We start from the raw sequence: 18,035 nt of genomic DNA on the forward strand, positions 1-18,035 counted from the left end.
TGGTTATCGGTAATTGGTAATACAGTCATCGTAGGGTGCACGACCGGGCGCACCTTACGGGTTGGCAACCACGAGCCTTTGCAATTGCGATTTTCGCCGAGCGTTGCGCTCGCAATGACATTATAACGAACTAATAAATGTTTAATTGTGACACAATCTCTTTAGTCTTCATAGCGATGACTTTGGCTGTGAGCCAGGGATTGAAACCCCTGGCGGATGTGAAGAGAGAATATTGCCTGCGAGGGTTCTAGCTAATAATGAAACATCGCTCAGTATTCCTCAGCCGTTAACACTATTTTCTAGATTGGTAAAAGCGCAAGAACAGTTTTTCCATTTCAATCCAGACAAACATCAGAGCGCTGAAACCGAAGCAAATCAGCAACTCAAACCCCGTTAAATAATGAGTGCCGAAAAATGCTCTCAGCGGCGGAACATAAATCAGCATCAATTGCAGAATAGTAGTCACAATTACAGCCGCCCACACAAAAACATTAGTGAATGGATTTAACTCAATAGTTAGCTGAGTGTTAGACCGAATTGCGATCGCGTGACCCATTTGCGCCAAACAAAGAGTTGTAAACACCATTGTTTTCCAAGCATCTGGATCTCCGTGTCCGGGAGAGTGAGTATATCCGTAAGCCCAGGACATCATCGCGATGGTCAAAATTGCAAAAATAATCCCGATCCGAATCATGTAAGAACCCAAACCCCGCGCAAAAATACTTTCTCGCGGACTGAAAGGAGGCCTTTTCATCACGTTCGGTTCCCCCGGTTCCACAGCCAAGGCCAAAGCGGGAACGCCGTCTGTTACTAAGTTCATCCACAAAATTTGCAGCGGCGTCAGCGGCACTCCTCCCAAACCCATTAAAGGTGCCGCCGCAATTGTCAAAACTTCGCCGATGTTGCTGCCCAAAATGTATTTAATAAAGCGGCGAATATTGCTATAAACCACTCGCCCTTCTTCAGCAGCGGCGACAATAGTTGCGAAGTTATCGTCGAGGAGCACCATATCGCTAGCTTCTTTGCTGACATCGGTGCCGGTAATCCCCATGGCGATGCCGATATCGGCTTGTTTCAAGGCGGGGGCGTCGTTAACTCCGTCGCCGGTCATCGCGACAAATTTGCCCCAACTTTGCAAAGCTTGGACTATTCGCAATTTGTGTTCGGGGGAAACGCGGGCGTAAACGCTAACCTGTTCGACTTGCTGTTTGAGTTCCTCTTGGCTGAGCTTTTCTAATTCTTGACCGGTGAGAACTCGATCGCCCTCTGTAGCAATACCTAAATCGTAGGCGATGGCTTTTGCTGTCAATTGGTGGTCTCCTGTAATCATCACCACCCGAATGCCTGCATTGCGGCACTTCACCACTGCTTCCCGCACTTCCGGGCGCGGGGCGTCGAGCATACTGACGAGTCCCAGCCAAATCATGTTTTGTTCGCTGGTTTCCTCAGAACCTTCGGGCGGCAAGTTTTCCCAGAGTTTGTACGCAAACCCGAGGACTCGCAAACCGCCGCTTGCCATGTTGTTGTTTTCGGCGAGGATGCGATCGCGCATTTCCTGATTCAAAGGTTGTACTTGATCGCCGACTATAATGCCTTTGCAGCGCTCCAAAGTCAACTCTGGAGAACCTTTGGTCAGCATCAAATAATTTGACTGCTGTCCTTTTTCTGCGGGAAATCCCGAATTTCCCGATCGGCCGGGCACTTCGCAAATCACGCTCATCCGCTTGCGTTCGGAAGAAAAAGGAAATTCCGCCGTCCGTGGCAACAATTGAGACTGTTTTTCCTTATAAATGCCTGCTTTTCCTGCTACACACAGCAGAGCTCCTTCTGTGGGGTCGCCTAAAATCTGCCATTCTTGCTGTTCTTGTTGCAATACTGCGTCGTTGCAAACTGCACAGGCAATTAATAAAGATTCGAGTTCTGGATATTCCTCTAAATTATTAATTTTGGCTGATGTCAGGCGATCGCTAAAATCTCCGATCGGGGCATAGCCATCGCCTGCGACGGCGACAGTGCAGTCGCCCGTAGACACTAGCTGAACTACCATTTTATTTTGAGTCAGAGTACCTGTTTTGTCAGAACAAATGGTAGTAACTGATCCCAAAGTTTCTACGGCCGGCAGTTTGCGAATCAGGGCATTTCGCTTCACCATCCGCCTAGTTCCGAGTGCCAGAGTAACTGTCACGACTGCTGCAAGTCCTTCGGGAACCACAGCCACAGCCATGCTCAGAGACACTTCTAACAAATCTTCAAACCGGCTGGTATCGAACCCGATGCCGCCGTTTTGGAAGGTAATCATGCCGCCGATGACGACAATTGCGACTAAGGTTAGGGCACCGGAGACTAGAACATTTCCCAACTGATCCATCCGCTGTTGCAGGGGAGTCGGTTCGTTTTCTACTGACTGAAGCATGGTGGCAATTTTGCCCAGTTCAGTTTGCATTCCGGTGTTGGTAACGATCGCCTTGGCTCGTCCCTGAACAACTTCTGTGCCCTGAAAAATCACGTTAAGTCGATCGCCCAAGGAAGCATCTTCGGGAAGTTCTAGATCAGCTTGCTTGGTTACTGCTAGAGCTTCCCCTGTTAAAGCTGATTCTCTGACTTGCAGATTTGATGTTTCGATCAAGCGTGCGTCTGCTGCTATTTTTACCCCAGCCTCCAACAGCATCACGTCTCCGGGTACGAGTTCCTTGGCTGCTATTTCCGAAGTTTTGCCGTCCCGCACGACTCTGACTAGGGGGGAAGCGAGGTTTTTGAGGGCTGCGAGGGCTTTTTCAGCACTTTGCTCTTGGAAATAGCCGAGAATGCCGTTGAGTATGACGATCGCAAAAATGGCGATCGCATCTTTGGGAAAAGTATTCGACCTGATGTCCAAAAAAGCCGAAATCACGGCCACACCCATCAGCATCAACAACATGATGTTGGTGAACTGATCGACAAAAATCGACCACGGACTGCGGCCTCCTGTTTCTTCGAGTTCGTTGGGGCCGTATTGCTGCAAGCGTTCTGACACCTGTTGGCTGCTCAAGCCAGCGTCTTTGTTGCTGCTTAGCTGCTGGAGAGTTTTGTCAATTGCTACGGTGTGCCAAGAAGAGGGAGAATTTGAAGACATAAATTATGATCGCGCATGGGGAAATTAGGCGAATGAGGCCGGACAGCTACAGCCGATGGATGTGGCTGATTACAGTCAGAGACTTTTAAGTTTTGAGTTCTGAATAAAAAACTGTTTAACTTGGGACTCGTTTTGGGCGGTTCGATGCCGGGGAAGCAAAAAGCTTTTAACTTCACTGCGTCTGGCGGCTCGATCGCGCCGTTTGTATACCTACGGCTGATAGCACCTATCCACCTTACTACTAAAAATTAGCAATTCCTTCGGCTATCACACAGAAAAGAAGCTGAAAGCAAGAGTGATTTTATTACGGGGATGCAACCGTGCGCCGCAGGTTAAAACCTACCTTAAAAAAAACGTAATAAAACGCTCGTATCCGAACTCATCTATTTTGCATTGTTTAATGTTAAAAGAAAAATGGCGCTGCGTTGACAGGTCTCGATCGCCTCTGTTGGTTTTCTCACCATCGACAATGCTCAGCTTCCCACACGCTTCCGTGCGACTATTCTGTGGGAAGCAGAACATACAACATATAGATGAAGAAAGTTTTTTTGCAACCGCTGCGGGGAACACAGTAGATGCTGGCTCTGGGTTCAAGTTCAAGGACTCCTCATGATATAAGAATCCCCGCGTTATGAAAGACCGGGCCCGGTCTTTCAACTTCCAACGGCTGAGTTTTGTCACTAAATGCTGATATTTCCGGCAAAAGCTGAGGCTGTGGCGATCGGGTTCCCAATCTTTTGGATTTTACCCACACCCAATTCTGCAGCCATCCTGACATGGGGCAGAATTTTTGCTTTTTTCCCTATTCCCCCAGCCTTCTTTTACGAAAACTTTAATTTACTTAATACTTCTTAACAATTCGGATTTTCCAGAGAAAGCCAACAAAGGCGATCGGGCCACGGGACGGTTCCGGGCGGTTCTACCGCCACTGCAGGGCGATCGAAACAAACTCTTCGTTTATTGCGACAACCCCGCATCTACCCGAGGAAGGAGATTTGCCCGCACTTGCCCCCCCGAGATTTACCTTCTTAGAGAGATAAGTTTCTGTAATAATTTGTAATAAACAAACGCAGGCGAGCATTGTATAAAGATTATCAGAGGGTTGAAACGACAGGCCAAAGTTAACAAAAACCCTGATTGACAAGGTTTGTCGCATCTCATAAAAGGTGTAAAATTTTCTAAGGTTTCTTAAACCTCCGTTGCAATGTAACAATAGTGCAGGTAGCGGAAAGGGAGAGATCGATGGGACCAGCAGAGTAGCTGGCATCAAATTTCAACCCTGGCAGGCACTCGTAGCCTGAACAAATTTAACTTAACGGTTTTATACCGCAACCAAACTCAATTAACTCAAATAGGAGAGTTCTTTCATGTTTGACGCATTTACAAAAGTGGTTTCCCAATCTGACGCTCGGGGCGAATTTCTAGCTCAGGGTCAACTAGATGCTCTCAGCGGCATGGTTTCCGACGCTAACAAGCGGATTGACGCAGTAAACCGCATCACCGGTAACGCATCCAGCATCGTAGCCAATGCAGCTCGCGCCCTGTTCGCCGAACAGCCGCAACTGATCGCTCCTGGTGGCAATGCGTACACCAACCGCCGCGCGGCAGCTTGCTTGCGCGATATGGAAATCATCTTGCGCTACGTCACCTATGCAACATTTGCAGGCGACGCCAGCGTTTTAGACGACCGCTGCTTGAACGGTCTGCGTGAAACATACCAAGCTCTGGGAGTTCCCGGTGGCTCAGTTGCAGCCGGCGTGCAAAAAATGAAGGAAGCAGCGATCGCGATCGCTAACGACCCCAACGGTGTTACCCGTGGTGATTGCAGCTCGCTGATGTCTGAAATCGGCAGCTACTTCGACCGCGCAGCTAATGCAGTCGGCTAAAAATAGCCAAGCGAACCTTTCTTGTAAAGAAGCGAGCATCGCATTTTTGCAAACAATCATTTTTGTACAAAAACAACACAACATTAGGGAGAAACCAGAACAATGAAAACCCCTTTGACTGAAGCAGTAACCGCAGCCGATTCTCAAGGCCGTTTCCTGAGCAGCACTGAACTGCAAGTCGCCTTCGGCCGTTTCCGCCAAGCAGCAGCAGGTTTGGAAGCAGCCAAAGCGTTGACCGCCAACTCTCAGCGCTTGATCGACGGTGCAGCTCAAGCTGTGTACAACAAATTCCCGTACACCCAACAAATGCAAGGCCCGAACTACGCTTCTACCCCAACAGGTAAAGCGAAGTGCTCTCGCGACATCGGCTACTACCTGCGGATGGTAACCTACTGCTTAGTTGCAGGCGGCACCGGTCCGATGGACGAGTACCTGATTGCAGGTGTTGACGAAATCAACCGGACATTTGAATTGTCTCCTAGCTGGTACGTTGAAGCTCTCAAGTACATCAAAGGCAACCACGGTCTCAGTGGCGACGCTGCAACTGAAGCGAATTCCTACATCGACTACGCAATCAACGCTCTAAGCTAGATTTGCGTGATGCCCGGAATTGTAAGCTGCTGTTAGCTTAAGTGTTAGCGGTTGTTTACAATTCCGGGCATCTGCGATCCAAGCCTAGTTTTGCAAATACTTTTTTAAGCAGTTTTCAATTTTTAAAGCAAAAAAGGAAGAAGCAAAAATGGCGGGATTAGGTGCAGCAGAACGTTTGGGAATAAAAGCATTTGAAGAAGCCGGACGGGTAGAACTGCGCCCCCACTGGACGCAAGAGGATGTGGAAGCAGTAATTCGCGCTGCTTACAGCCAAGTTTTCGGTAATGAGTATTTAATGTCGAGCGAACGACTTACCAGTGCTGAATCTCTGCTGCAGCAAGGGCAGATTTCAGTGAAAGATTTTGTGCGGTCAATTGCACATTCCGAAACCTATCGGAAAAAGTTTTTTTATCCGAACTCGCAAACGCGGTTAATCGAGCTTAACTACAAGCATTTGTTGGGCCGCGCTCCTTACGACGAGTCGGAAATTGCTTTCCACGTTGATTTGTACAATGCAGAAGGCTACGAAGCTGAAATTAATTCTTACATTGACTCGGTTGAGTATGAAGAAAATTTTGGCGAAAGTATAGTGCCTTACTATCGCGGTTTCGCGACTCAAAGAGGTCAAAAAACCGTCGGTTTTAACCGGATGTTTCAACTGTACCGGGGTTTTGCTTCTAGCGATCGATCGCAAAACCAAACCCAAGCCCGGCTGACTTGGGAAGTAGCGAGAAATATGGCTTCGCCGATATACACCGCCTCCACCGGAAAAGCCCTTGGCGGCACATCCGGCGGTTCTCGCGACCAGCTCTACCGAGTCACCGCAATGCAAGGTTCGGCTAATTTTTCGCCCCAAGTGCGACGGACTACTACCGAATATCTCGTGCCTTACGAGCAACTTTCGAGCCGCTTGCAGCAAATCAACAAACGTGGCGGCAAAGTGGTAAGTATTACCACAGCTTAAAGTTTGTAAAGACGTTTTTTTGAAACGTCTTTAGCAAATTAGGACTAAGGCTAAAAAATTCTTCAATTTTATGTGTATAGGTAAGGTGTGCAGTGCACACCCTACTTTGAGGCATATTATCCTTAGTCCTAAAAATTTCAAGTGCAACCAAGCATTAAACTTTTGTCATTAATAATTTAGGAGGAAATCTGGTGGCGATTACAACAGCAGCGTCCAGACTGGGAACATCCGCATTGAGCGATGCGCCGAAGGTAGAATTGCGCCCGAATTACAGCAAAGACGACGTGGAAACTGTGATTCGTGCGGTTTACCGTCAGGTGCTGGGCAACGACTATTTAATGAAATCCGAGCGACTTACAAGTTCCGAGTCTTTGCTGCGGGACGGCAGTTTGACGGTACGAGAATTTGTACGCGCTGTAGCTAAGTCAGAACTGTACAAAACCAAGTTTTTCTACAACAGCTTCCAAACTCGGACGATCGAACTAAACTACAAACACTTGCTCGGTCGCGCTCCCTACGACGAATCTGAAGTAGTTGAGCACTTAGATTTGTATCAAACACAAGGCTACGACGCTGATATTGATTCTTACATCGATTCAGTAGAGTATCAAGAAAACTTCGGCGAGAGTATCGTACCTTACTACCGCGGCTTTAACACCCAGCGTGGTCAAAAAACCGTTGGTTTTACCCGGATGTTTCGCCTGTATCGCGGCTATGCAAACAGCGATACTTCCCAACTAGAAGGCAATAACTCTCGCTTAGCTGTCGAACTCGGCACTAACAGCGCTACGGCTGTAGTTGGGCCTTCTGGCGGTAACGAAGGTTGGGCATATCGGCCTTCTGCTAAAAACGTAACTCCCAGCAGCACTTTCGGCGGCGCTGCAGCTTACGGCAAAGAAGGGCGGCTGTTGCGCGTGGAAGTTTCCGGCATTCGCACGGGCGGCTATCCTAGCGTGCGCCGCAGCAGCAAGGCTTTCATCGTACCTGTTGAGGATTTGTCCTCGCAACTGCAGAAATTTCAACGCCTGGGCGCGAAAATCGCCAGCATTACTCCAATTTAGTCAGTTGGCAGTTGGCAGTTGGCAGTTACTAGCTTTTAGTCAACAGTCAACAGTCAACAGTCAACAGTCAACAGTCAACAGTCAGAATTACCAATTACCAAGAAGCTTATGTTGGGTCAATTTGTAGCTGGAATAAGTGGCAATACAACTTCGGCTGGTCGCTGCTTTCGGTATGAAGTTGTCGGTTTGCGCCAAAGCGATGAAACAAATAATGTGGATTATTCGATTCGATCGAGCGCGAGTACATTTATCAACGTGCCTTACAATCGGATGAATCAAGAAATGCAGCGGATTAATCGCATGGGCGGGAAAATTGTCAGCATTCATCCTTTAAACGCGGGTGCAGAATCATCCCATGAGTCATCCCATGAATCATCCCATGAGTCATCCCATGAATCATCCCATGAGTCATCCCATGAATCATCTGGTGATCACCAATAGTTTGGTTGCAGGGGCGATTTTGATCGCTCCTACACAAGCTAGAAGGGGCGATGAAAATCGCTGCTAGACAAACAAAGTCCACTCCAAGCGGACTAAGAGTTAATGTAACCCGCCCAGGCGGGTTTTGTCTGTTTAGTAGCGATTTTACTCGGCGAGTTTCCCTAACCCTTGCAGGTTTTTTCTGTGTAGCAGCCATTTCAATCGCCGAATAACTAATAACTAATAACTAATAACTAATGACTATGGATTATTACGAATCCGACTCACCGCCGGCGGGTGTAGCTGAGGGCGAGTCTTTAACTGTTGAACAGGCGATCGCAAATTTGCACTCCCAAGATTACAGTCTCCGGTATTATGCTGCTTGGTGGGTTGGCAGATTTCGAGTCAAGGAACCGGCAGCTATTGCAGCTTTAATTGCCGCATTAGAAGAAGAGTCAGAACAAACAAAAATCGGTGACTATTCCCTATTACGAAATGCGGCGCGGGCTCTGGGTAAATTGGGTGACAAACAAGCCTTACCGGCCCTGATTCGCTGTTTGGAATGCGCTGATTATTACGTGCGAGAAGCGGCGGCTCAAGCTCTAGAAATGCTGGGCGAGCTCGATTCTATTGGGCCGCTAATGAAGCTATTGGATGGGGGCGTAGCTGTGGCTGTGCGAGTGCCAGGAAAATCGCACCTCGTGCAACCTTACGACTCGGTAATTGAAGCTTTGGGAATGCTGAAAGCCACAGAAGCAATACCCCTAATTTCACCTTTTTTAGAACATTCTGTAGAGCGGGTGCAGTACGCTGCGGCGCGGGCGATGTATCAGTTAACTGGAGAGCGGGTTTACGGAGACCGATTGGTAAGTGCTTTGAATGGGGATAATTTGCAGTTGAGGCGATCGGCTTTGATGGACTTGGGGGCGATCGGCTATTTGCCGGGAGCGCAAGCTATTTCTGAAACTTTAGCAGAAAATAGCCTGAAATTGATAGCGCTCAAAGGAGTTTTGGAGCATCACCTCAATCAACAAGAATCACTATCTTTGTCAGATGAAGCTATTCAAGTTATGAACTTAATGGATAGTTTACTTTAAAAAATTAGTTCACAACTAAAATAGGATTGCTGTAGAGATTCTCAATTGTCTGCCGTATATTTAGGACACAGTATATTCAGGACACAGCACTGCTGTGTCCCTACGGCATATCTGTATTTTAGACAGGAAACAGCACTGCTGTTTCCCTACCTATTTTGATGAGAATGTTGGCGGGTAAGGTGGGAAAAAGTTCGATCGCGCGATCGACCCAACCTACAATTAAAATGGTCACGGTAAAGCTTACAAATAAATGGCATTAGAACTAATTCAGGCTGTCGAACAAGCAGATTCTTCCGAAGGCTTGTTAAACGCAGTCAAAGCACTGGCTGCAGCTTCCTCAAAACAAGCAATTCCTACCTTAATTACAGTGCTCGGTTACAACAACCCAGGCGCCGCTGTTGCCGCCGTTGATGGGCTAATTGAGCTCGGAGAACCTGCGGTGCTGCCGCTTCTAGAACAGCTTGACGGCTACAATTACGGGGCGAGAGCTTGGGCTGTTCGGGCTTTGGCGGGAATTGGCGACCCCAGGGGTTTGGAGATTTTGCTCGATGCAGCGGCGAATGACTTTGCTTTGAGCGTGCGGCGGGCCGCGGCGAGGGGTTTGGGGACGATTTGTTGGGAACTGATGCCGGCAGAACAAATTGCAGATGCTCAACTTCGCGCTGTGAAAACGCTACTGCAAGCGTCCCGAGATCCAGAATGGGTGGTTCGCTACGCAGCAGCGGGGGGTTTGCAAGCTTTGGCGGGTGCTGCGACTGTTAAACCGGATTGGTTAGCGGAAGTTTCGGCCAGATTTGAGGAAATCACCCAAAGCGATGAAACTACTTCAGTTAGGGCTCGGGCTTTGCTTGCTAAGAAAATATTGTCACTTGGCTAGGGTTTGGGCGATCATCTCTTCCAAGTCCCCTTGACTGAGAGTGGTTAATATAAAGACTTCTTGTACGGTTTTGCCCTGTCTGGCGATGATTTTAAATCCCCCGCGGATGGGTACTGACACTCTTAATGTCATGCGGGGGATGTGTCCTTTAACTTTGTTGATGACGCCGGGAGTGACAGTTTGAATGCCGATTTTTAGGGTGAGGCGCTCTAAAATTGGTATCAAACCGGGAAGGTGGGTAGAGTGATTCCAAACTAGGCGGCCTTTGGGTTGTGCGTTCATAAATATTTAACCAAATTCAACATACCCAGTCTAAGCCACCCCTGGCTGGAACCAATTTGAAATTCCCTCAACTTCTGTATCAATAACGTTACTGTGAGCGTCATTGCCAGCAAACCGAGCCAATCTCAAACCGAGATTTTTGATTCCTGGCGCGCAAGCTAAGATTTGATGGCGCAGAATTGTCCTGTAGTTTTTGATATTTTGGGTTGGCAACGGTCGGTTTTTCTAGTTGAGTGGCGATCGCCGCGAGCATTTCTGCGAGGCTGCAAGGTTTCTTGAGATAGCCGTCTGCTTTGAGTTCCAGGGCTTTTTCCATTTCTGAACCAGTCATAAAAATAAACGGAATGCTGGCGGTTGCAGGCTGCGATCGCACGGCTGCGAATACTTCAAAACCGTCGAGTTCTGGCATCATGACATCAGACAAAATTAAATCGGGAATTTCGGCTGCTAACTGGATACCGACTTTTCCGTTTTCAGCACCCACAGCTTCAAAACCGCGCGATTGCAGAAGTTCTAATACCGTTTCTCGAATTAAATCATCGTCTTCAATTACTAATATTTTTTTCATGGGTTTGAGCTGGCTCTTTACTTTGTTTGTATTCCTCTGTTATTATTGTTACAGGTGAGTTTTAAAGAATTCAATAGGGTTATTGCAAAAAACCGCTTTTGACTGGCAACTTTTTACGGCTTTGTGTATGCTCGCAGTTACACACAAGACTTGAGTTATCAGCAGCTTTACCTTGTGTACTAGCGGTAGAAGTCGCTCCGGGGTACCTAGGATTGTGAACGTCTAAAATCAGCGATACAACAGTTTATTTAATAAAGATTCCAGCCGCCTGACTCAAAAAGTTTCTATTTGAATGGCGATCGCAGTTACGTGTAATTAATAAATCCGCCGATCAGCTAAGCGCGAAACTCCAACCTGTGAAGTTCACAAATTTCGGGCGATCGGGTAAAATATAACCTGGTGTATCGCTATTAAGTGAGGAAAAAGATATGTCAGAATTTCTAGACTTTCTCAGACATCAGTTTGCCTACGTTGCCATTGGCGAATTTAAACCAGGAAAATTTGAAGCTGCAGAACAACTTTTTGAAAAAGCCGTTGCGACTTATGCCACAGGTTTTAAGGGAGCATACCTGCTGCAATTGCCCAATACAGACAAAGGTATTGCCATCATTTTTTGGGAAAGCGTAGAAGATATGGCAGCCAATCAAAGCGAAGCTTATCAGGAAATATTGAAGCAGATGACGCCTTTGTTTGCCAAAATACCAGACACTAATGTTTATGAAATCGTCAGTGAAATTCAGCCCAAAAGTGAATAATTAAAAAACCTGCAACCGGCGCGTCATTCCCATACCCATCGGCGTTTTTCGCCCGACTCCGCTGTAAAGCGCAAAATCGGCTAAAGTGTTAATTTGCTTGATAGTAGCAGGAGCTATATCTCCCATAATTCGGTAACTAATATCGCCGACGCAGCCAATAAATTTACTGCGAGAATCCGTACTAACTTCGGTTCGGATATCAAAGAAACTGGGGAAAATAGCTTCTGTGAAAGTAGGTTCGATCGCAATTCTGCTGTACTTGTTCCAGCGATTCGCTAAACTGCCGAAAATACTTTCTCTAGTTGGCATAGCACTATCATATACACCTTGCCGAAAATTAGTAGGAGTGCAAAAACTAAAAGCAATTTGGCGCTCAGTTTCCGAAGCTCTATCGAACAATTCGGCGTAACTACAAAAGTTTACCCAAGGCTGGTTTGATTGCGGTTCGCTCAAAATATTAGTAATGTATATATTTGTCGGCCCGAGATGCCAAGGGCTCTCGAAATTAAGTTGCTGCCAAAGTTGAGTTAGGCGATCGAACAAACCGTCATCCAGCAGAGAAATTCGCCACCAAATCGGCGTATTTTCCTGAATTGCTTGCTTGTGTTCCCACTGTACAGCCTGCGAAATTGTGCGGGAAGCCGGAGGCAAAACTCTCTTCTGTGCCTGGGGCGTGCTGCTTTTGTAAGCCTCTTTTCTGCTTACTTGAAAAGGGCTTAAAGTAAAAGCTTTTTCATGAGATTGGTCGTGCAGGTACGCGCTCAAATCGCTGTCTACAGCACTCACAAGGTTCAAAAAAAAAGCGTGGAGATGCCGCCCCGTTAAAAACTGGGATGGAATTGGTGCAACTGGCACCAGGTTTAAAACAATGCTGTGGGGCATTTTTAAATTTATATACTGTGTCTGTATATATGTTCAGCTAATATTAATACTACCGCTAAGTTGCAACTTAGATTAAGGAATTTAAATCACGTAAGGTGCACAGTGTGCACCCTACGTTTACGACGATTTGTGGGTCGTGTCCACCTACGTTTAGGTTGTAATATTGAGGCTAATCTCTGTGCGGTAAATTTTTAGGCGATCGAGATTTCTGGCGACAAATAAACATCTTGAATGGCGTTGAACAATTTTACGCCTTCTTCAAAAGGACGCTGAAAAGTTTTGCGGCCGGAAATTAAGCCACAGCCGCCAGCGCGCTTGTTGATTACCGCCGTGCGAATTGCTTCTGCAAAATCGCTTTTCCCGGAAGCACCGCCGGAGTTAATTAAACCCATCCTTCCCGCATAACAGTTGAGCACTTGATAGCGAGTTAGATCGATCGGGTGATCCGTTGTCAAATCCGAATAAACCCGCTTGTCGGTTTTGCCGTAACTGTGATCGCTAGCTTTAGCAACTGCTCCATAGCCGTTGTTGCATTCGGGCAATTTCTGCTTGATAATGTCAGCTTGAATTGTCACTCCTAAGTGATTTGCTTGACCTGTCAAATCGGCCGCAATGTGATAATCTTTGTCTTGTTTAAAGATATCGTTGCGGAGGTAGCACCACAGAATTGTCGCCATTCCGTATTCGTGAGCGTGAGCAAAAGCCTGACTGACTTCTTGGATTTGTCGCGTCGATTCCGGGGAACCAAAATAAATTGTTGCTCCCACTGCAACCGCTCCCAAATTCCAAGCTTGCTCGACTGAAGCAAACATTATTTGATCGAATTGATTGGGATAAGTTAGCAACTCGTTATGATTGAGCTTGACAATGAAAGGGATTTTGTGCGCGTACTTGCGAGATACGCTTCCCAAAACTCCCAGCGTTGTCGCGACAGCATTGCAGCCAGCAGAGATTGCTAGTTTGATGATGTTTTCGCTGTCAAAATAGATGGGATTCGGTGCAAAAGAAGCGGCCGCCGAGTGTTCGATTCCTTGGTCTACCGGCAGGATGGATAAATAGCCGGTATTTGCCAAGCGTCCGCTAGAATAGAGTTGCTGAAGCGCTCGCAAAACTTGGGGAGATCGATCGGTTTGAGCAAAAATGCGATCGACCCAATCCGGCCCCGGCAGGTGCAACAAATCTTTAGAAACTTTCGCTTGATGGGTGAGCAACTCTTCGGCTTCGTCGCCCAGCCAAGATTCGATCGAACTGGGAACTGATAGTGTAGCTGTCATACAGATTTCCCTCTCAATTTCAATTGCAGACTGATGATTCCAGACATTAGCCTTGCTGATATTGTAGCGAAAAAATCATATTTTCCCTTCAGTCAATGATCGACGCAGTTTTTAACAAGTTAGCGACAACAGCAGCTAGGACGCGCTACTCTATAATAAGCTGGCACTTCAGGCGGATCTGCGTTGCCAGCGATCGCCGATCGACTCACAACTTTGCCACCACAATGTCACACACTTACTTTGATTCTGAAAACGGTCACAAATCCTTCGAGATGCCCGGTGCTCGGCCGCATTACAATCCCGATCGCCCTGGTCAAGTAGAACACATTTTCCTCGACTTAGTGCTGAATATTCCCAAACAAAGCTTTCGTGGCACTTGCAGCATCCGCATCAATCCAGTCCGCAGCGGTATTGACAAATTAACCTTAGATGCTGTAAACCTAAATATCAAATCAGTAAAAGTCGGCGAAATTGAGCAAAATTTCGACAGCGATGGCGAAGTGCTGCAAATTCAACTACACGAACCAACCCAAGCTTACCAACCAATTACAATTGCGATCGAATACTCGGTCGAAAAACCCCAGCGCGGCCTCTATTTCGTCGGCCCGGACAAAAACTATCCAGACAAACCAACACAAGTTTGGACTCAAGGCGAAGACGAAGATTCCCGCTTCTGGTTTCCCTGTTTCGACTATCCTGGACAACTCGCTACTTCAGAAATTCGAGTCCAAGTTCCGAGACAACTATTTGCTATTTCCAACGGCGAATTAATTAGTACAAAAAACGAAGGCGACGAAAAAATTTATCACTGGTCCCAAACTCAGGTACACCCAACGTATTTAATGACCTTAGCAGTCGGAGATTTTGCCGAAATTAAAGATGAATGGAACGGCAAACCAGTTAATTATTACGTGGAAAGAAGCCGCGAAGCAGACGCTAAGCGCAGCATGGGCAAAACGCCTCAAATGATTGAATTCTTTTCTGAAGCATTTGGCTATCCTTACCCTTTTCCCAAATACGCTCAAGTCTGCGTCGATGATTTCATCTTCGGTGGTATGGAAAATACTTCGACAACTTTGCTAACAGATAGGTGCTTGTTAGATGAACGTGCCACCCTCGACAATCGAGGCACTGAAAGCTTAGTTGCCCACGAATTGGCTCACCAGTGGTTCGGTGATTTAGTAGTAATTAAACATTGGTCTCATGCTTGGATAAAAGAAGGCATGGCTTCTTATTCCGAGGTGCTGTGGACTGACAAAGAATACGGCAAAGAAGACGCGGCTTACTATATGTTAAATGAAGCCCGCAATTATTTAGCTGAAGACAGTTCCCGCTACCGCCGCCCGATCGTTACTCACGTTTACCGCGAAGCCATTGAATTGTACGATCGCCATTTGTACGAAAAAGGCGCTTGCGTCTATCACATGATTCGCGCCGAGTTGGGCGACGAATTATTTTACAAAGCAATTCACACTTTTGTGCGGGATAACGCTCACAAAACTGTAGAAACGATCGATTTGCTCAGGGCGATAGAAAAGGCTACTGGTCGCAATCTCATGTTTTTGTTTGACCAGTACGTTTATCGCGGCGGTCATCCAGATTATAAAGTTGCTTATTCCTGGGATGGCGACAGCAAATTAGCAAAAGTTACTGTCACCCAAACTCAGGTAAAAGATAGCAAAAATGACAACGGCAACAGCAAAGAGGTCTTTGACCTAAAAATTCCCATAGGCTTCGGTTACAAGCCGGAAAAAGATGCAGAAGATAACAGTTATGGACGTTCTACGGCTAACCTAAAAACTTTCACAGTCAGAATATACGAACGCGAGCAAAGCTTCTATTTCCCCCTAGAAGAGAAGCCGGCGTTTATCAGTTTCGATGTTGGCAATAGTTACTTAAAAACAGTTGTTTTAGAGTATGGAGTTGCCGAACTAAAAGCTCAGTTGCAGTTCGATCCAGACCCTGTTTCCCGGATTTACGCTGCCCAAGCTTTGGCGAAAAAGGGAGGGCTGGAAGCGGTGAAAACGCTGTCAGAAGTTCTCAAGAAAGAGCCGTTCTGGGCAGTGCGGGCGGAAGTTGCCGGTCAGTTAGTGGAAATTAAACTCGACCAAGTTTTTGAAGGTTTAGTAAGTGGTTTAAAAGATAAAGATGCTCGTGTTCGTCGCGCTGTGGTGAATGCGCTGGGTAAAATCCAAACTCACGAAACTTATAAAGCGCTGAGGTCGATCGTCGAAAAAGGCGACGACAGCTATTACGTAGAAGCAGCAGCAGCGAGTGCTATGGGCTCCATTGCAGGGGCTAACCCCGACGAAAAACCGACCGACGAACAGGTACTGAAAGAGTTAAAATTGGTGCTGAAAGAGCGTCAGGGCTGGAATGAGGTAGTGCGATCGGGTGCGATCGCAGGTTTGGCGCAAATGAAAACTTCTGAAGATGCGCTGAATCTAATTTTGAAATACACTGCGGCGGGTACTCCGCAAGCTTTGCGCTTGGCTGCAATTCGATCTTTGGGCACAATTTCGACGGGTCAAACCAAGGTCAATTTAGAACGGATTTTGCAGCGATTGGCAGAATTATCTAAAGAGACGTTTTTCTTGACTCAAGTCTCTGTAGTAGCGGGATTAGGACAAATGCAAACTCGCAAAGCCATTCGCATTTTGCGTTCTTTAGCTGACCAAACTCCCGATGGCCGCGTTCGCCGCATGGCTGATGAAGCTGTGCAAAGAGTTCAGAAAAATGCTGGTTCTGATGCAGCGGTAAAGCAGTTGCGGGAGGAATTAGATCAGGTGAAAAAGGAGAATCAAGATTTGAGGAGTCGGATGGAAAATTTGGAGGCTAAGGCGAAGAAAGATTAGGTGTAAAACACCATACCGGCGCAGATAAAGGCAGATATTGGCGATCGGCTTTTATCTGCTTGTCGGTAGAGGATGACGCGCAGTTATTATAATAATATAAGTGTTCAGCGGGAGTGGATTTAAATTTGCTACTTTCCACAAAGTCTAAAAGCCAAATATCTCTATTCCCCACTTTGTTCTTGTCTCAAATGGGGACTCATCTAGCATGAGGATGCAATGTTTATTTCTTACTTGTAAACAATTCATGAGGTTGCAGCAGCTTTTGCACCCAGACATATTGCATAAATCATGAGTATAAAAACCGCTTTACTGATTGAGCAATCGGGGGTAATTCCCTATCGCATTCAAGACGGACAAATTGAAGTAATGCTGATTACTTCTTCGGCTAGCAAGCGCTGGGTGATTCCCAAAGGATTAATTGAACCTGACATGACTCCCCAAGATTCCGCCGCCAAGGAAGCTTGGGAAGAAGCAGGTTTGTTGGGTAAAGTGTTCCCGGATTTGCTGGGAACTTACGAGTATCAAAAGTCCGGCTATATTTGTCAGGTAGGGGTATTTTTAATGCAAGTGCAAGCAGTTCTAGAAATTTGGCCGGAAGCTAGCAAGAGAAAGCGGCAGTGGGTAAGTATTCCTAAAGCAATTAAGCGGGTTAATGAACCGGAACTCAAACTCATTATTGCGGATTTGCCGAATCGGTTCTGGTGATTCAGTCATGGATGCAGAACCTAATTATCTAATGTGCGGCGAGGCGCATCTTACCGCCCTAATTCGCGCGTCAAACCACTGTTTACTCTTAGTATAAATTTTTAGGGTGCGTCCGTCAGCTAAATGATTGGAAAATCGAGCTATGATTACTGACGCACCCTACAAACTTATGATATCAGTATAAAAACTTTCTTCTTAAGCGTTAGCTGAGAGGAAAGGAATGCTTTCGGCTAAGTTATCCTTAACTTCAATGCCCTGTTTCCGCGCCCAAAACTGGCTCAAAAAGTGGATTTGTCGCAAGCCGACAACTAAATTTAAACCGGGTACAAAAATCCACCAAACTGTTAGCGGTTCTTTGATTCCTTCTTGGCGGTACAATTCGTTCACTGTGTTGTAAAGTTTGAACTGCACGATGTAAATCCAAGCAATACCGAGCAAGGAAAACCAACCAAACCATCCGGGAACGTCAGGATCGAATATCCGCAAAGCTTGGGGGACGGCTACTCCTAAAACAAAGGGAAGCAAGCAAAGAGTTCCCGACCAACCGCTGCCGTTATAGCGACGCAATTCTTCTTGAATAATCCATTTGTACCATCCGTAATATAGCAGCAAGCTGACTCCAGACAGCAAAATTACTCGCCACAAAGAGCGCGGTTTACCTAAAGGTTTGTCGGACATATTTAGATGTAAGATATGAATGGCTATC

At 46.6% G+C, this 18,035-nt stretch carries 17 protein-coding genes; 10 read left to right on the forward strand and 7 right to left on the reverse strand.

Features of this window, described 5'->3' with window-relative positions; translation table 11 throughout:
- Window positions 1-292: 292 nt before the first annotated feature.
- Both D0A34_14235 and D0A34_14240 read right to left on the reverse strand, forming a co-directional pair.
- Window positions 293-3,112, reverse strand: coding sequence for a cation-transporting P-type ATPase (locus D0A34_14235; protein ID UNU19878.1), 2,820 nt, complete (start codon window positions 3,110-3,112; stop codon window positions 293-295).
- Between the two features lie 919 nt (window positions 3,113-4,031).
- On the reverse strand, window positions 4,032-4,268 hold the full coding sequence (locus D0A34_14240; protein UNU19879.1) for a hypothetical protein: 237 nt from the start codon (window positions 4,266-4,268) through the stop codon (window positions 4,032-4,034).
- 211 nt (window positions 4,269-4,479) lie between these two features.
- Here D0A34_14240 and D0A34_14245 point away from each other — a divergent pair, with 211 nt between their 5' ends.
- The 7 genes from D0A34_14245 (at window position 4,480) to D0A34_14275 (ending at window position 10,008) form a co-directional block, all read left to right on the forward strand.
- Entirely contained in the window at window positions 4,480-4,998 is a 519-nt protein-coding gene (locus tag D0A34_14245) for a phycocyanin subunit beta (protein ID UNU19880.1), read from the forward strand.
- Window positions 4,999-5,100: 102 nt separating this feature from the next.
- A complete protein-coding gene (gene cpcA, locus D0A34_14250) occupies window positions 5,101-5,589 on the forward strand; it encodes a phycocyanin subunit alpha (GenBank protein UNU19881.1) in 489 nt (162 codons plus the stop codon).
- Between the two features lie 148 nt (window positions 5,590-5,737).
- A complete protein-coding gene (locus tag D0A34_14255; GenBank protein UNU19882.1) occupies window positions 5,738-6,553 on the forward strand; it encodes a photosystem I reaction center subunit XII in 816 nt (271 codons plus the stop codon).
- Window positions 6,554-6,744: 191 nt separating this feature from the next.
- Complete coding sequence (locus D0A34_14260) at window positions 6,745-7,614, forward strand: photosystem I reaction center subunit XII (protein UNU19883.1); 870 nt, start codon at window positions 6,745-6,747, stop codon at window positions 7,612-7,614.
- 108 nt (window positions 7,615-7,722) lie between these two features.
- The gene (locus D0A34_14265; protein UNU19884.1) at window positions 7,723-8,055 is read left to right on the forward strand and encodes a CpcD phycobilisome linker protein; all 333 of its coding nucleotides are present in this window, start codon (window positions 7,723-7,725) and stop codon (window positions 8,053-8,055) included.
- Window positions 8,056-8,297: 242 nt separating this feature from the next.
- Window positions 8,298-9,131, forward strand: a complete 834-nt coding sequence (locus D0A34_14270; protein UNU19885.1) for a HEAT repeat domain-containing protein — start codon at window positions 8,298-8,300, stop codon at window positions 9,129-9,131.
- 250 nt (window positions 9,132-9,381) lie between these two features.
- Complete coding sequence (locus D0A34_14275) at window positions 9,382-10,008, forward strand: HEAT repeat domain-containing protein (protein ID UNU19886.1); 627 nt, start codon at window positions 9,382-9,384, stop codon at window positions 10,006-10,008.
- On the opposite strand, the gene D0A34_14280 is transcribed toward D0A34_14275, so the two are convergent.
- Together D0A34_14280 and D0A34_14285 are read right to left on the reverse strand one after the other, a co-directional pair.
- Window positions 9,997-10,290, reverse strand: coding sequence for a metal-binding protein (locus tag D0A34_14280; GenBank protein ID UNU19887.1), 294 nt, complete (start codon window positions 10,288-10,290; stop codon window positions 9,997-9,999). The two genes, D0A34_14275 and D0A34_14280, sit on opposite strands and share 12 nt — an antisense overlap.
- Before the next feature lie 100 nt (window positions 10,291-10,390).
- Window positions 10,391-10,858, reverse strand: a complete 468-nt coding sequence (locus tag D0A34_14285) for a response regulator (GenBank protein UNU19888.1) — start codon at window positions 10,856-10,858, stop codon at window positions 10,391-10,393.
- A gap of 428 nt (window positions 10,859-11,286) precedes the next feature.
- Between D0A34_14285 and D0A34_14290 the strand changes: the two genes are divergently transcribed.
- A complete protein-coding gene (locus D0A34_14290; GenBank protein UNU19889.1) occupies window positions 11,287-11,613 on the forward strand; it encodes an antibiotic biosynthesis monooxygenase in 327 nt (108 codons plus the stop codon).
- Here the strand turns inward: D0A34_14290 and cas6 are convergent, their stop codons facing one another.
- Entirely contained in the window at window positions 11,614-12,495 is an 882-nt protein-coding gene (gene cas6 / locus D0A34_14295) for a CRISPR-associated endoribonuclease Cas6 (protein UNU19890.1), read from the reverse strand.
- A 191-nt stretch (window positions 12,496-12,686) separates the two neighbouring features.
- Window positions 12,687-13,769 carry a class I fructose-bisphosphate aldolase gene (locus tag D0A34_14300; protein ID UNU19891.1) on the reverse strand — a complete coding sequence of 361 codons (1,083 nt, stop codon included), beginning with the start codon at window positions 13,767-13,769 and terminating at the stop codon, window positions 12,687-12,689.
- Between the two features lie 224 nt (window positions 13,770-13,993).
- Between D0A34_14300 and D0A34_14305 the strand changes: the two genes are divergently transcribed.
- Window positions 13,994-16,624, forward strand: a complete 2,631-nt coding sequence (locus D0A34_14305) for a DUF3458 domain-containing protein (protein ID UNU22298.1) — start codon at window positions 13,994-13,996, stop codon at window positions 16,622-16,624.
- Between the two features lie 288 nt (window positions 16,625-16,912).
- On the forward strand, window positions 16,913-17,329 hold the full coding sequence (locus D0A34_14310) for an NUDIX domain-containing protein (protein ID UNU19892.1): 417 nt from the start codon (window positions 16,913-16,915) through the stop codon (window positions 17,327-17,329).
- Between the two features lie 195 nt (window positions 17,330-17,524).
- Here the strand turns inward: D0A34_14310 and D0A34_14315 are convergent, their stop codons facing one another.
- Window positions 17,525-18,007, reverse strand: coding sequence for a hypothetical protein (locus tag D0A34_14315; protein UNU19893.1), 483 nt, complete (start codon window positions 18,005-18,007; stop codon window positions 17,525-17,527).
- Between the last annotated feature and the right edge of the window lie 28 nt (window positions 18,008-18,035).

This window comes from Microcoleus vaginatus PCC 9802 (assembly GCA_022701275.1).
Taxonomy (GTDB): domain Bacteria; phylum Cyanobacteriota; class Cyanobacteriia; order Cyanobacteriales; family Microcoleaceae; genus Microcoleus; species Microcoleus vaginatus_A.

Coding starts and splice junctions, on each gene's coding strand:
- D0A34_14315 (UNU19893.1), bottom strand. CDS start 18,007: ATGTCCGACAAACCTTTAGGTAAACCGCGCTCTTTGTGGCGAGTAATT.
- cas6 (UNU19890.1), bottom strand. CDS start 12,495: ATGCCCCACAGCATTGTTTTAAACCTGGTGCCAGTTGCACCAATTCCA.
- D0A34_14265 (UNU19884.1), top strand. CDS start 7,723: ATGTTGGGTCAATTTGTAGCTGGAATAAGTGGCAATACAACTTCGGCT.
- cpcA (UNU19881.1), top strand. CDS start 5,101: ATGAAAACCCCTTTGACTGAAGCAGTAACCGCAGCCGATTCTCAAGGC.
- D0A34_14270 (UNU19885.1), top strand. CDS start 8,298: ATGGATTATTACGAATCCGACTCACCGCCGGCGGGTGTAGCTGAGGGC.
- D0A34_14245 (UNU19880.1), top strand. CDS start 4,480: ATGTTTGACGCATTTACAAAAGTGGTTTCCCAATCTGACGCTCGGGGC.
- D0A34_14240 (UNU19879.1), bottom strand. CDS start 4,268: ATGCGACAAACCTTGTCAATCAGGGTTTTTGTTAACTTTGGCCTGTCG.
- D0A34_14310 (UNU19892.1), top strand. CDS start 16,913: ATGAGTATAAAAACCGCTTTACTGATTGAGCAATCGGGGGTAATTCCC.
- D0A34_14280 (UNU19887.1), bottom strand. CDS start 10,290: ATGAACGCACAACCCAAAGGCCGCCTAGTTTGGAATCACTCTACCCAC.
- D0A34_14275 (UNU19886.1), top strand. CDS start 9,382: ATGGCATTAGAACTAATTCAGGCTGTCGAACAAGCAGATTCTTCCGAA.
- D0A34_14255 (UNU19882.1), top strand. CDS start 5,738: ATGGCGGGATTAGGTGCAGCAGAACGTTTGGGAATAAAAGCATTTGAA.
- D0A34_14285 (UNU19888.1), bottom strand. CDS start 10,858: ATGAAAAAAATATTAGTAATTGAAGACGATGATTTAATTCGAGAAACG.
- D0A34_14290 (UNU19889.1), top strand. CDS start 11,287: ATGTCAGAATTTCTAGACTTTCTCAGACATCAGTTTGCCTACGTTGCC.
- D0A34_14305 (UNU22298.1), top strand. CDS start 13,994: ATGTCACACACTTACTTTGATTCTGAAAACGGTCACAAATCCTTCGAG.
- D0A34_14235 (UNU19878.1), bottom strand. CDS start 3,112: ATGTCTTCAAATTCTCCCTCTTCTTGGCACACCGTAGCAATTGACAAA.
- D0A34_14300 (UNU19891.1), bottom strand. CDS start 13,769: ATGACAGCTACACTATCAGTTCCCAGTTCGATCGAATCTTGGCTGGGC.